Source organism: Pelotomaculum sp. FP (genome assembly GCF_004369245.1).
Taxonomy (GTDB): domain Bacteria; phylum Bacillota; class Desulfotomaculia; order Desulfotomaculales; family Pelotomaculaceae; genus Pelotomaculum_C; species Pelotomaculum_C schinkii.
This window is the reverse complement of record NZ_QFGB01000018.1, coordinates 22,604-36,073: the sequence shown is the minus strand read 5'-3', so window position 1 is coordinate 36,073 and position 13,470 is coordinate 22,604. Positions and strand designations below refer to the sequence as shown.

The following is a 13,470-nucleotide window of genomic DNA, read 5'->3' as shown; positions in this document are numbered from 1 at the left end:
ATTTCGCGAAATGTATGAAAAAAGAAGAGTAATTGCGTATTTCCAAAACTATACAAAAATATTCCGAAACAGAGCAGTGTTCCTGTTTGAAACAAATTATTATGATAATTTCTTTGTGCCCGGAGTTACGGAATTAAATACTCTGAAACAGAGTAGTGTTCCTATTTGTAACACATAATTACGATAATTTCTGTTCTATAACGGAACTATTCTTAAAATACATTAATTATATTCAGAATATCCCGTGCTTTTACGGGGTTTTTTTGTTGGCACGAATTTTGCTCAAATATTTTTCACCAGTGGTCATGACTTCTGTCTGCATAACACAATTATATGAAGTTTAAGGTGATATTAAAAAATAATTGGCACGTAAATTGCCTTAGATATGTTTAAGAAAAAATTTAATAAGTATCTCCGAACCTGGCGACCTACGGTTAAAACTATGGCGCCAGGTCCATAGGGCTTATCTGGAAACGGGTAAACCTCCCATGGCGGAAAGGGGATTGGCTGCAAAGCATGTAATTGCTGGACTATACCCTTTAGGGTTTCAGCAATATTAACATAATGCCGGAGTGTGCCCTTGGCCAATCCGGCGTTTTTATTTAGGGGATAATACCGGTGTGGGAGATTATGAGTAATCTAACTTCACACCCGATTAGGAGGGGAGGGCCGGTTAACTACAAACATTGAAATACCTTGAAACATTATCCAAAATCAATAATCGCAACGAGGACAAGGGAGAGGGTGAGTGAATATGCGTCTGCAAGCTTATAAAGGAGGTGAAGTAATGTTTAATCTTGGGCAAGTCGTTATGACACGCGGCATTAGTTCGTTGATTGAAAAGAACCAGATCGATTGGGTCGGCATATACCATATCTTAAACCGCCACGTTCGAGGCGGGTGGGGCGATTTTACGAGGAAGACAAAAAGCTCAACGACAACGCCGTTATAGCCGGCGAGAGGATACTGTCTGCTTATCATGTAAGGTCAAGTCGTTGAAAGCAGTTCTAAAGGCCAACAACAAAATTAACTAATTGAATTTAAGGAGGTGCAACTGGTATCGCAAGTGCGGTAACCAGGGTATCATGAGCAAAATTTTACTGATTTCTCCCAAGAAATGTAATAACTGCAAAACCTGTGAGGCGGTTTGCTCAAATTCTGCTGTAAATGTGATTACTTTTGAAGAAGTGAGAGCTTCAGTACCTGTAATGTGTATGCAGTGTGAAGATGCTGCGTGTATGAAGGTGTGTCCCAATAGGGCTATTTCGAGAGATGAAAACGACGCGGTTGTAGTAGATCCGAATAAGTGTATTGGATGCAAAATGTGTATTAGCGCTTGCCCTATGGGAAATATTCACTACAGCTTCAGTCAAAAGAAAATAATGAAGTGCAATCTGTGCGACTGTAATCCCGCATGCGCAAAATACTGTCCTACAAGAGCAATAGAGTATGTAGATGGTACCATCTCCAATATAAACAAGAAAAGGGCAATTGCATCAAAATTTATAGATCTGTTTGAAGAGGCGTAAAATTAATAAATGGCTGAATAGGAAAGATATTATAAGAGTATTAAGATGCAGCTACGGACAATGCTGCAGTACAAGTATAGATTAGGTTCAGGTAGGTAGTTTCTAAATAGTAAAGAATAAAAAAGGAGAAAATCACATGATTAAAAAAACCTTATTAATAAATGGAGTTAAAAAACATCTCACGGTGGATCATGAAGAATCCCTCGCAAGTGTATTAAGAAATCAACTCTTGCTCACAGGAACCAAGGTTGGCTGTGGTGGGGAAGGAGAATGCGGTGCATGTACGGTTATATGGGACGGTATGCCTGTGAGGTCTTGTCTCTATACAATGGAAAGAATACCGGATAATGCTCAGATTATTACAATCGAAGGCGTAGGCACAAAAGATAACCTGCACCCGCTTCAGCTTGCTTGGATGGTTCACGGATCAGCACAGTGCGGTTTCTGTACTCCAGGATTTATTGTTTCTGCTAAAGCTTTGTTGGATCAAAACCCAAATCCTACTAGAGAAGATGTAAGAGATTGGTTCCAGAAAAACAGAAACCTCTGCAGATGTACAGGATACAAACCATTAGTGGATGCAGTTATGGATGCTGCCAGGCTAATGAGAGGTGAAATTCAAAAAGAAAATTTGTGGTTTAAACTGAAGGACGGCGACAGTATACTTGGGTCAAAAGTAATCCGTCCATCCGCTGCTGCAAAAGTTACAGGAACCTGGGATTTTGGAGCAGATTTGGAAATAAAAGAACTTCCTAAAAATACTCTGCATATCAAGCTTGTACAAGCGACAGTGTCTCATGCAAATATTCTTTCCATAGATACTTCAGAAGCTGAGAAAATGCCGGGAGTATTCAAGGTTTTAACCTATAAGGACGTTCCTGGAACAAACAGAATCAATGGTCTGGCGTTTCCACAGAACAAAGGGGACGGTAAAGAAAGACCAATTCTTAATGATAAGAAGGTATTCCAGTTTGGGGACGCCGTTGCTATGGTCCTTGCAGATACTCCTTACCAGGCAGAACGGGCAGCAGCAAAAGTTAAGGTTGAATTGGAAGAACTGCCGGCATATCTGAGCGCGCCTGCAGCTATGGCTGCAGATGCAATTGAAATACATCCCGGTACTCCAAATGTATATTTCGAAACCCAGATAGCTAAAGGTAACGACACCGCACCTTTAATGAAAAGCCTGCCACATGTGGTTGAGGATGATTTTTATGTTGGAAGACAGCCGCACCTTCCTCTTGAGCCGGATGTGGGGTTTGCATACCTTGATGAAAAAGGAAATTTAATGGTTCATTCAAAGAGTGTAGCTATCCATTGTCATGCTTTGATGGTTGCAGAAGGTATTGGAATTCCTTTAGAAAAATTATTTATTGTACAGAATAATGCAGGAGGAACTTTTGGATATAAATTCAGTCCGACAATGGAAGGTCTGCTTGGTGTTGCTGCACTTGTTACAAAGAGACCTGTATACCTCGAATTCAACATGTTCCAGCAGATAACTTATACAGGAAAAAGATCACCATTCTTTATCAATCTCAAGCTGGGAGCTAATAAGGATGGAAAACTTGTTGCTATGGAATCAGACTGGACGGTAGACCATGGTCCATACATGGAATTTGGTGATCTTCTTACAATGAGAGGCCACCAGTTCATTGGCGCCGGTTACAATATCCCAAATATCAGAGGCGAAGGTAGAACAGTTGCTACAAACCATGCATGGGGCTCGGCTTTCAGAGGTTATGGTTCACCGCAAAGCTTGTTCTCATCAGAAGTATTGATGGATGAACTGGCAGAAAAAATTGGAATGGATCCATTAGAGTTAAGATATATAAATGTATATAGAGAAGGCGATACCACACCAACTGGTTGTAAACCTGATGTAATTGCTTTCCCACAGGCAATTGATAAAATAAGACCTCTTTACCAGGAGGCTAAGAAAAATGCTGCAGCCAAGAATGCACGAAGTGGAGATATCAAATATGGCGTAGGCGTATCACTGCTTGAGTATGGCTGCGGACTTGACGGTGCAGATTCCTCGGAAGCATGGGCAGAGATAACACCAGAGGGAGTTACAGTAGGAAATTCATGGGAAGACCATGGCCAGGGCGCAGATATGGGAACACTGAGCTTTGCATATGAAACATTAAGGCCATTGGGAATAAAGCTTGAACAAATAAAACTGGTTATGAATGATATGAGATATACACCGGACAGCGGAGCTGCAGGTGGAAGCCGTTCAAACGTTTTTACAGGTAATGCTACAACAGTTGCATGTAGAAATCTCTTGGATGCTCTGAGAAAACCGGATGGTACTTTCAGAACATACAATGAAATGATTAATAAAAAACTGCCGGTAAAATATGCTGGAAAATGGACTGCACCATGTACTGCATGTGATGTAGCTACAGGGCAAGGAAATCCATTCCCAATCTACATGTATGGTGTACTTTTAGCAGAAGTTGAGGTTGATACTACAACAGGCAAAACTAAAGTTGATAAACTAACTATGGTATCGGACTGCGGTACGATAATTAATAAATTGGTACTTGAAGGTCAGCTTTATGGTGGTCTGGCACAGGGAATAGGTCTTGCGCTTAGCGAAGACTTTGAAGATTTGAAAAAGCATACGACCCTTATAGGCTGTGGGATCCCGGAAATTAAGGATGTTCCTGACAATATAGTTCTTATTCACCAGGAGACTCCAAGACCACTTAGCTATTATGGTGCGGCAGGCGCTGGAGAAATGCCTCTCTCAGCTCCGCATGCAGCGATTGTCAATGCAATTTACAATGCCACCGGAGTACGTATAACTAAGCTGCCGGCATATCCGGAAAAGGTTCTGGAGGGCTTGAAAAACCTTTAAAGTTAGTTGATATATTACATGTTAGTAAACTAAACTAATAAATATGGAATTGGAGTATATGGAAAAACTCCAATTCCATATTTTAATAATCCAGGAAAGTTCGCTTCAAAGCCTTGCAATTTCTAGATTTCATAAAAAGCTTCACCTGAGAAGTATGGAGCGTAGCGAATTGTAAACGGGTAAACCAATAAAATTTGGGTTTTGATGTTATTGATTTATCCGTTTATTATAATGGAGGTATTCTCAATGGACAATGAAAAGCTGCTGAAAACGGGTGACAGGTGTATTTATGATGAACCTGCAGCTTGTACGGCATGGTGCCCTATTCACATGGATGTGGCAGCATTTGTGGCGGAGATGGGAAAAGGCAATTTTAATAAAGCTTATAAAATATTGGAGAAACGAATGCCTTTTACAAGAGTGCTTGGCATGATTTGCGACCATCCTTGTGAAAGTGCATGTGTGAGAGAGGCTGCCGGTGGAGCGATAAGGATATCGGAGCTTGAGAAGGCAGCAGTAAAGCATGGGTACACACCCCCTAAAAAAGCACTGCCCATTCCTAAGAATGCTGGCAAGGTTGCTGTGATTGGAGGAGGTTTAAGCGGGATTTCGGCCGCATTGGAACTTGACAGAAAAGGTTTTAAGGTCACAATTTATGAAAAGTCGGATAAACTAGGCGGTAGATTATGGGATTACGAAGGTGCAAACCTTGAAAAGGCTATTATAGAAGAAGAGCTTCAAATATTCAGCAAGTTAGATATTGAGGTAATTTTTAACAGACGTATCAGCCAAAAAGAATTAAAAGAGATTATTAACGAGAACAATGCGGTTTTCCTTGGCACGGGCGAATGGAATGAGAATCTGCAAATTAATCCTGAGACTTTTCAAGTACAGTATTCATCCCTATTTGCGGGGGGAAGACTGTTATATAAAAATGGCTCTACTATTTTATCGGTAAGTTCAGGCAGAAGAGCTGCAGCTTCCGTAGAAAGATACGTTAAGAGACTTTCCATGACGGCTGCAAGGGAAAGGGAGGGGGCATTTGAAACACCTCTTAAATATGAAGTGGATGATATTGAACCTGCAGCGCCGGTTGTAAGGACCACTGACGTATACAGCGAAGATGAGGCTGTAAATGAAGCCGGACGATGCTTTAAATGCAGGTGCACAAAATGCATTGATTCGTGCAGTCATATGAAGAAGTTCAATATTGGTCCGAAAAATTATACAAGGCAAATTAATCATAACGAAAATGTAATCCTGGGTACACGGTACGCAAATAAGATGATAAATTCTTGTACAATGTGCGGTTTGTGCGGTGAACAATGTCATGTGGGCATCAACATGAAGGATATAATACAGGAGACCAGGGAAAGTATGGTAGAAAAGGGCAAAATGCCTCCTTCTGCACATGATTTTGCGCTGCAGGATATGGAGTTCAGCAACAGCAGCCACTTTTTCCTGGTTAAGTCTCCATCGCCAAAATACGCGCAATCTCTTTTTAAAGGGGATGAATCAGGTACAGAACAGGCAGACTATCTGTTTTATCCCGGATGCCAGCTTTCAGCGTCCTATCCGGAGTATGTCGAAAAAGCTTATAAGTACCTTTTATCCAGGATAAAAGAAGGCGTTGGAATAATGCTTGGCTGCTGCGGCGCCCCCGCCGACTGGGCGGGTAGACAGGATTTGATGAAGAATAGTATTGAAAGATTAAGAGACGCATGGGCTGAAATGGGCAAACCTACTTTTATTCTGGCGTGCTCAAGCTGCTGCGGCATCTTTGAAAAATATCTTCCGGAGATACCTTTTATATCTTTGTGGGAAATCTTTGAACGTTATGGACTTCCGGAAACCGCCCAAAATGGGAAGAACCATATTTTGAATGTCCATGATGCCTGCTCTACAAGGCATAATAAAAATATTCACGAAAGTCTGAGAAATATCGCGGTAAAGCTTGGTTATGAAATAAAGGAACTGAAATATGCAAAAGAAAAAACAAAATGCTGCGGATACGGCGGACTTGTCTATTTTGCGAACCGTGAACAGACAAATGACTTTGTGATAGACCGAATAAACGAAAGTAATGAAGATTTTTTGGTTTACTGCGCTATATGCAAGGATTTGTTTGTGGAGGGCGGTAAAAGCACCTATCATATTCTGGACCTGATTTTTGGGGAGAATTTGGATGAGATAGCGCATAAAAAAATGCCGAATCTTTCACAAAGACATGCAAACAGAGCGCAGCTTAAAAAGAAATTGCTAAGAGAATTATGGAATGAAGAGTCGGAGGCGGAATTAACCAAAATGGAGGATTTAATCATTCCTAGCGAAGTATGGCGCATTATGGACGAACGGTATATTCTTCTGGAAGACATTGAAAAAGTCATAAAACATGCGCAGGAATCCGGCGAACGGTTTTTTAATCCCGAAGATTCAAGTTTCTTAGCCAATCAGCGAATTGGAAATGTTACCTATTGGGTACGCTATATTGAAAAAGACGGGGCAATTCAAGTAGTCACAGTTTACAGTCACAGAATGGAAGTGAAAAAAGAATAGAAAATGAACCCGCTTCAATCTTGAAAGTGTATATGGTGTCCGCGGTATAAAGGCCATCTTGGCGCTTTTGTATCGGACGATGTTCCTGAAGCAGTTGTCACAGTAAAAAGGAAGGTTCAAATGAGCTTGCTCAGCTATCAAAATAGGCTTGGATCAGGGTTTCTACTGATAACTGAATTTCATGTTTAGTGTATTTATTTTATGTTTAATGTTTTAACGTATATCATTTATTTGATGTGTAGCATTTTAATGTCAATTATTGCAATGTTTTATCAAGTCGTGGGGTATATTTCACCTTTATTTTCAATATAACCTATAATTATTTGAAGAGTACTATTATTTTATTGCTTGCAGCTATTTTAAAAATTTAGCAGGACTTTGGGGTTTTTAGTAGAAATTATGTGGAAAAGGCTGTTAATGCCAAGAAAACATAAAAAGCCTAAAACATAGTTTAAAATATAGTACTTTAAAACTTAAAATCTCCGAGCCGGATTTGCCTAAGGCATTATAGCTATGACTGCCGGCCGTTAGGGTGTGACGGGAAACCGTCGTGCCTTCCAATGCGAAAAGGAGACTGCAATGGCGCTGACGCCGGGCCGGCTTTATTTTTCGCAAGCTGTCCGGCATTTTTATTTTTGGAGGTGGTAAATCCGGTTGTAGTGACGATTGGCAAACAAATTATGGAGGGAATTACGTTGCAGGACAAAGTTAAAATGGTTTCCCTGGCTATTGTTATTCTTACGGTTCTCTTGTTTGTACTATCCGGCTGCGCTAAACAGCAAGCGACTGCGCCGCCAGCGCCGGCTGTCGCCGGCCAAATCCTGCTGGCCTCCACCATTGGTCCGATTGACGCCGGGATTGTGGCGGCGCTGGAAGAGAGTTTTGAGAAAAAGACCGGGATACGGGTCAGACATGTGGGCGCCGGTACGGGCGCTGCCCTGGAAATGGCGAAAAGCGGCAATTTTGATGTCGTAATGGTGCATGCCAAGGATCTGGAGGAAAAGTTTGTTGCCGACGGATACGGGACCAAGCGCATTGACCTGATGTACAACGATTTTGTAATTGTCGGGCCGGAATCGGATCCGGCTCAAATCAAGGGACTAAAAACACCGGCTGAGGCGCTGAAGAAAATTATGGATACAAAATCCCTTTTTATTAGTCGCGGGGACAACTCCGGTACGGATGTTGCGGAAAAGGCCCAGTGGAAGGCTGCCGGGCTGAAGCCGGCGGGCGACTGGTACCACGTATATGAAAAAGGTTCGGAAGGCAACGTCAAGACCTTAAAGTATACCGATGAGCAGAACGCTTATACTATTATCGATCGGGCTACATACCTGACCGTGAAAGACCAGGTCAAATTGAAAGTGCTGGTGGAAAAAGACGAGGCCCTGCTTAACTACATTTCCCTGATCCCCGTCAACGCCCAGAAGTTCCCGGAAGTTAAAGACGAGTTGGCCCAGCAGTTTATTGATTTTTGCACATCAATCGAGGGACAGACGATCATCAGGGATTTCGGCAAGGATAAATACGGTGAGCCATTGTTTTTCCCCAATTCCACCGAGGGGAAAAACCTGCCCAAGTAGGTCGTAAGTCATAGGTCGTATGGCGTAGGTATATACTGCATTCCTATTGGGTCAATAAATAAATTAAACACTAATATGAAAATGTAGTTCGCAGTTTCGTTTTTTGGTATCAGCGAGAATAAAAGCTCAGCGAGGTGCGATTTCAATCGCACACGGCGCGCCAGCGCCGCACTTATGGCAGTCAATGTTGCATTTGTGCGAATGAATTCGCACCTACATTTATAAAGACAACTCAGTACGTTATTTCAAGTAAAATATTTGGAGGAGGACTAACTTTGAGTAAAAAGAACTTTTTAGCGCCCCTTATGATCCTCATGGTAACAATGCTTTTGGTCGTTTTCGCAGGGTGCGGCAAACCGCAAGTGAAAGATGTGATCCTCGCCACCACCACCAGCACCCAGGACAGCGGGCTCTTAGACGCGCTGATCCCGATTTTTGAACAGAAGACCGGATATAACGTTAAAACTGTCTCTGTAGGCAGCGGCGCCGCTATCACCATGGGTGAAAAGGGAGAGGCCGACGTCCTCCTGGTGCACTCTCCCGCGGCCGAGAAAAAGATTGTGGACAGTGGCGCAGTTGTAAACTACCAGCTCGTGATGCATAACGACTTCATCATCATCGGCCCCGCTGGGGACCCTGCCGGTATCAAAGGGACTAAAGCAGGCGACGCCTTTAAAAAAATAGCGGAGAATAAGGCTGTTTTCGTTTCGAGAGGAGACAATTCAGGCACCCACAGTAAAGAAAAAGCAATCTGGGCGGAAGTCAAAATCACTCCGGAGGGCAACTGGTACCAGCAGAGCGGCGCCGGGATGGGGCAGACCTTAAACATCGCCAATGAAAAGCAGGCCTACACTCTGACCGACCGGGCGACATACCTGGCCCAAAAGAAAAATATCAACCTTGAAATCCTGTCGGAAGGGGATGCGTCGCTCCTGAACATCTACCATGTGATGCAGGTTAACCCGGAAAAATTCAGTACTGTCAACAAGGATGGAGCAAAAGCATTTGTTGATTTCATGGTCGACCCCGATACCCAGAAGACCATCGGTGAATTTGGCAAAGATCAATACGGTCAGGCGCTATTCACCCCTGACTCCGGCAAAAAAGTAGAGGATCTCGGTAAGTAACGTAAACCGGTCGCCGACGCGGCGACAGAGAATTAAAACCTGGCAATGCAAGTACGATCTGAAATAAATCTCTGAAATAAATCTCTGAAATAAATCTCTGAAATAAATCTCTGAAATGAATCTCCGAGCTGGCTTTGCCTAAAGCGTCACAGCTAGGGCTGACGGTCGTTTGGGTGCGCTGGAAAACTATTGCGCCTTCCATTGCGAAAAGGAGAACTGGGATGGCCTTGACGCCGGACAGCTTGTTTTTCGCAGGCTGTCCGGTATTTTTCTTATTTGAGCCGGATCCCCATGCTTTAAGCGGCGCCGGCAGGAAATGAAAACTTGGGCCAATGCAACATTTGTCCGAATTATCTACAGCATTGTTTGTGATGGGACCGCAGCGCGGTATGAGCAGCCGTCGGGTACCGGGGGCGTCATTGTCGGTTCGGACAGCCAAGTGTCATTCACTGATGATTTGACTAACCAAATTGAATTCACCGGGACTGGTGGTTATGAAATAGTCGGGTCGGGTGTACCCAAAGAGCAGTGATTAAAAGATGTGGTTGTTTTTCGGGTAATAGTTCTATTTATCATAATCTTTATTGTTTTTTGGCTCAAAGATCCGCTTGCGCTGATAAGCGGAATGCTAACAACAAACTCATAGCTATAATGATATCAATTCTAATCCGGCAGTCCTTGGGTAATTGGGACGGTGAAGAATACCGGGGGAGGAATGGTTTATCTTCCCCGGCAGCAGGTATCTTAAAGAAAGCTTTTGAGTAACTTAAAGGCAGGATCCCCTGGCGGGGTGTTTCCCAAAGGAGCGTAATCTTTTAATCCGGGTGTTATTGGAAATGCCCCGATGGTGTAGGTCCCGGGCAAAGTACGGCCAATCAGGAAAGGCCATACCAGGCGGAGCATCTCCAGGGGGGCAGGCCGGCTTTCGTGTTCATCCCTGCTGACGGAGGCGCATGATAGGTTTTGCAAATATTGCAGAAAATGCTTGATAAATTTTCGGTATTCGACTTAATAATCATTGCCATGATATCCGCGCTGGGTATCGCCAGCAAACCCCTTATTGTACCTCTTAGCCATATCATCACCGGGCCGCTGTTGATTCCCGGCGGGGTTGTGGCGGGCGGCTTTTACATGTTGTGGATTGTCCTGGGGGCGGGCATAGTGGGCAAACCCGGCGCGGCCGCTTTGATAGGGGTTGTGCAGGCGTTGCTGGTGTTCGGAACGGGGGTTTTCGGTTCACATGGAGCCATGACCTTGCTTAGTTACACTTTGCCCGGCCTTGCCGTCGACCTGATCCTGTATTTGATTAAACACAGGGTATGCTGCCTGCCCTGCGCCTTCCTGGCAGGTTTGGTAGCCAATGTCTCAGGCTCGTCTATGGTAAACATAATATATTTCCGGCTGCCTTTTGTGCCGCTGACGCTTGCTCTGGCCGTATCGGCCTTATCAGGGGGGCTGGGTGGTATTATTGCTTATAAAGTAATACAAGTAGTTAATAAACATAGAACGTGGGGAAAAGGTTGTCATGGGGATGGTAAAGACGTATGAACCATGTGGCTATCCTGTAAAGTACATAAGTTCATTGGAGGCAAACTGATGTGGACGCCATCGTGGTCGACCGGCTCAGTTACAGATATCAAGCGGCAGGAGGGCAAATACTGAAAAACATCAGTTTTAAAGTCGCTCCGGGGGAGATCGTGGCCTTGATTGGATTGAGCGGCTGCGGCAAGAGTACCCTGTGTCTGTGTCTTGGTGGTATTATCCCCCATTATCTGGGAGGCGAGCTGACCGGGCAGGTACTGGTAAACGGAAAGGATACCAGAGAATACAGAGTTGCGCAACTGGCGCTTGAGGTGGGTCTGGTTTTTCAGGAGCCCGACACGCAGCTATTCGCACCAACTGTGGAGGATGAAATCGCTTTTGCTCCGGAAAACCTGTGCCTGCCGGCGGAAGAGGTAGGCATGCGGGTAAGTCAAGTACTGGATACTTTAGGCATAAGCGCCTTAAGGAAAGCAAACCCAAGCCACTTGTCCGGGGGGCAGAAACACCTGGTCGCCATGGGAGCGGTTTTAGCGCTGGATCCCGCCATTCTTGTGCTTGACGAAGTAATGGCTCAACTGGACCCGGCAGGCAAAAAGAGAATCAACGGCATCCTGGCTGACTTGCGCCGGCGTGGTAAAACAATCTTAATTGTTGAGCATGATCCGGAAACAGTCTCCATCGCGGACCGTGTGCTGGTGTTGGAAGACGGGCGCCTGATCGAGGATGATAGGGCTGTAACTGTAGTGGGTGAATGGGAATCTATGCTCCGGTGCTAATTTGCCTGTAAAGCTTAGAAACCAGGCTGATTGCGTTGCCTAGTCCGTATGTATTTTCAGCATAGCCGAGGCTGGTCTAATGGCTTATATAGAGTTGGAAAATGTTTCTTTTTGTTATCCTGGCCAAAGCAGGCCCGTTTTACGAGAGATCAATTTAAGCATCTTTAATAAAGGTGTTACCGCGATTACCGGAGCGAACGGCAGCGGTAAAACGACCTTTTCAAAACTACTTACAGGGATATTGACTCCGACAAAAGGACGGATCAAATTAAACGGACAGTTATTGACCTCCCTGACTCTGGCCCAAATCGGCCGCCAAATCGGGTATGTTTTTCAAAACCCTGATAAACAGTTGTTCTGTGAGACAGTGGAGGAAGAGATTGACTTCGGTGTGCGTAATCTGGGTTTGCCGCCGGACCAGGCGGCGCAAAAAGTCAGAGAGGTGATGGACTACTTTGAATTGACCCGGCACGCGCAAGCTTATCCCCTTAGCCTCAGCGCCGGGGAAAAAAGACGTCTGGCTCTCGCAGCCGTCTTTGCGCTGGAGCCCGGGTTACTGTTGCTTGATGAACCGACAACGGGCCTGGATCCCTATCGCAAAAAAGTACTGGGTGATTACCTGGATAAGGTGCTCGGCGCCGGCAGGGGAGTCGTGCTCATCAGCCATGATCAAAAATTTATAAACAGGTACGCCACCCGGTTAATCGGGCTCCGGGACGGACAGTTCATCGAAGAATAGGGGATATACAGCATGACCGGCCTTGACCCCAGGACCAAAATAGTGATTATTATTTGTCTTTCAACGCTGGCTGTTTTTCTTAATGAACCCCGGCCGTTGCTTTTATTGTTCGTTTTTACGCTGGTCGTTTTATTACTGATGCGTATCAATTTTTTCCGTATGGTTATGCGGTTTAAAAAATTGCTGCCTTTGCTCCTATTGATGCTGATAATTCAAAGCGTTTTTACAGCAGGCGGTGAAGTGATGCTTTCTTTTCAGGGCGTTAATATCCTTACGACCAACGGTATTCATTCCTCTCTTTCTATTTTATTCAGGCTGCTTACTTTTTTCAGTTCGGCCATGATCATCCTGACCAGCAACTCCAAAGACTATGTCCTTGCCCTGGTGCAGTTAAAAATCCCTTACGAAATAGCTTTTATGGTCCTGGTGGCGCTTCGCTTCCTGCCTGTTTTTATAGAAGAAATCAAAGACACTCTCGTGGCGATGCAGCTCCGGGGGGTTGACCTGCAAAGAATACCATGGAGGCACAAGATAAAATTTTACACGCATCTCTTTGCTCCCCTGCTCTCCAGCGTGATGCTCAAGGCCTACCAGCTGGCTATCACTATGGAAGCGAGGGCGTTTAGAGTATACCGGCGGCGGACTTACCTGCGCCTTTTACAGTACAGAGTCGCAGACTATGTGGTAATGGGTTTCTTTGTTATAGCAACGATCGCGGTGCTGGCGCAGGATTTCCTTTATTAAAGGCTGTC

Annotated in this window: 11 protein-coding genes and 3 riboswitches; of the genes, 10 read left to right on the top strand and 1 reads right to left on the bottom strand. The window is 44.4% G+C overall.

Going from position 1 to position 13,470, the window contains the following annotated elements:
- Positions 1 to 400 precede the first annotated feature (400 nt).
- A riboswitch (molybdenum cofactor riboswitch) is annotated at positions 401 to 518 on the top strand.
- Positions 519 to 1,085: 567 nt separating this feature from the next.
- The 6 genes from Psfp_RS09205 (at position 1,086) to Psfp_RS09180 (ending at position 10,193) form a co-directional block, all read left to right on the top strand.
- Complete coding sequence (locus Psfp_RS09205) at positions 1,086 to 1,529, top strand: 4Fe-4S dicluster domain-containing protein (protein WP_134218247.1); 444 nt, start codon at positions 1,086 to 1,088, stop codon at positions 1,527 to 1,529.
- Between the two features lie 136 nt (positions 1,530 to 1,665).
- A complete protein-coding gene (locus Psfp_RS09200) occupies positions 1,666 to 4,395 on the top strand; it encodes a molybdopterin-dependent aldehyde oxidoreductase (RefSeq protein ID WP_134218246.1) in 2,730 nt (909 codons plus the stop codon).
- Between the two features lie 246 nt (positions 4,396 to 4,641).
- Positions 4,642 to 6,951 carry a pyridine nucleotide-disulfide oxidoreductase/dicluster-binding protein gene (locus Psfp_RS09195; protein WP_134218245.1) on the top strand — a complete coding sequence of 770 codons (2,310 nt, stop codon included), beginning with the start codon at positions 4,642 to 4,644 and terminating at the stop codon, positions 6,949 to 6,951.
- A 468-nt stretch (positions 6,952 to 7,419) separates the two neighbouring features.
- A riboswitch (molybdenum cofactor riboswitch) is annotated at positions 7,420 to 7,540 on the top strand.
- Positions 7,512 to 8,534 (top strand): substrate-binding domain-containing protein, encoded by a 1,023-nt coding sequence (locus Psfp_RS09190; RefSeq protein WP_243120557.1) that lies wholly within the window; start codon positions 7,512 to 7,514, stop codon positions 8,532 to 8,534. It overlaps the preceding riboswitch by 29 nt.
- A gap of 314 nt (positions 8,535 to 8,848) precedes the next feature.
- Positions 8,849 to 9,661 carry a substrate-binding domain-containing protein gene (locus Psfp_RS09185; protein WP_243120560.1) on the top strand — a complete coding sequence of 271 codons (813 nt, stop codon included), beginning with the start codon at positions 8,849 to 8,851 and terminating at the stop codon, positions 9,659 to 9,661.
- A 109-nt stretch (positions 9,662 to 9,770) separates the two neighbouring features.
- Positions 9,771 to 9,891: riboswitch (molybdenum cofactor riboswitch) on the top strand.
- Positions 9,892 to 9,977: 86 nt separating this feature from the next.
- A complete protein-coding gene (locus Psfp_RS09180; protein WP_134218244.1) occupies positions 9,978 to 10,193 on the top strand; it encodes a hypothetical protein in 216 nt (71 codons plus the stop codon).
- Between the two features lie 212 nt (positions 10,194 to 10,405).
- On the opposite strand, the gene Psfp_RS21295 is transcribed toward Psfp_RS09180, so the two are convergent.
- The gene (locus tag Psfp_RS21295; protein ID WP_153189515.1) at positions 10,406 to 10,630 is read right to left on the bottom strand and encodes a hypothetical protein; all 225 of its coding nucleotides are present in this window, start codon (positions 10,628 to 10,630) and stop codon (positions 10,406 to 10,408) included.
- 12 nt (positions 10,631 to 10,642) lie between these two features.
- On the opposite strand from Psfp_RS21295, the gene Psfp_RS09175 reads away from it, so the two are divergent.
- From Psfp_RS09175 to Psfp_RS09160, 4 genes are all read left to right on the top strand, one after another.
- Positions 10,643 to 11,209, top strand: coding sequence for an ECF transporter S component (locus Psfp_RS09175; protein WP_134218278.1), 567 nt, complete (start codon positions 10,643 to 10,645; stop codon positions 11,207 to 11,209).
- Between the two features lie 50 nt (positions 11,210 to 11,259).
- Entirely contained in the window at positions 11,260 to 11,979 is a 720-nt protein-coding gene (locus tag Psfp_RS09170) for an ABC transporter ATP-binding protein (RefSeq protein WP_134218243.1), read from the top strand.
- A 79-nt stretch (positions 11,980 to 12,058) separates the two neighbouring features.
- Entirely contained in the window at positions 12,059 to 12,718 is a 660-nt protein-coding gene (locus Psfp_RS09165; protein ID WP_134218242.1) for an ABC transporter ATP-binding protein, read from the top strand.
- Between the two features lie 12 nt (positions 12,719 to 12,730).
- Positions 12,731 to 13,462, top strand: coding sequence for an energy-coupling factor transporter transmembrane component T (locus Psfp_RS09160; protein WP_134218241.1), 732 nt, complete (start codon positions 12,731 to 12,733; stop codon positions 13,460 to 13,462).
- The last annotated feature ends 8 nt before the right edge of the window (positions 13,463 to 13,470 follow it).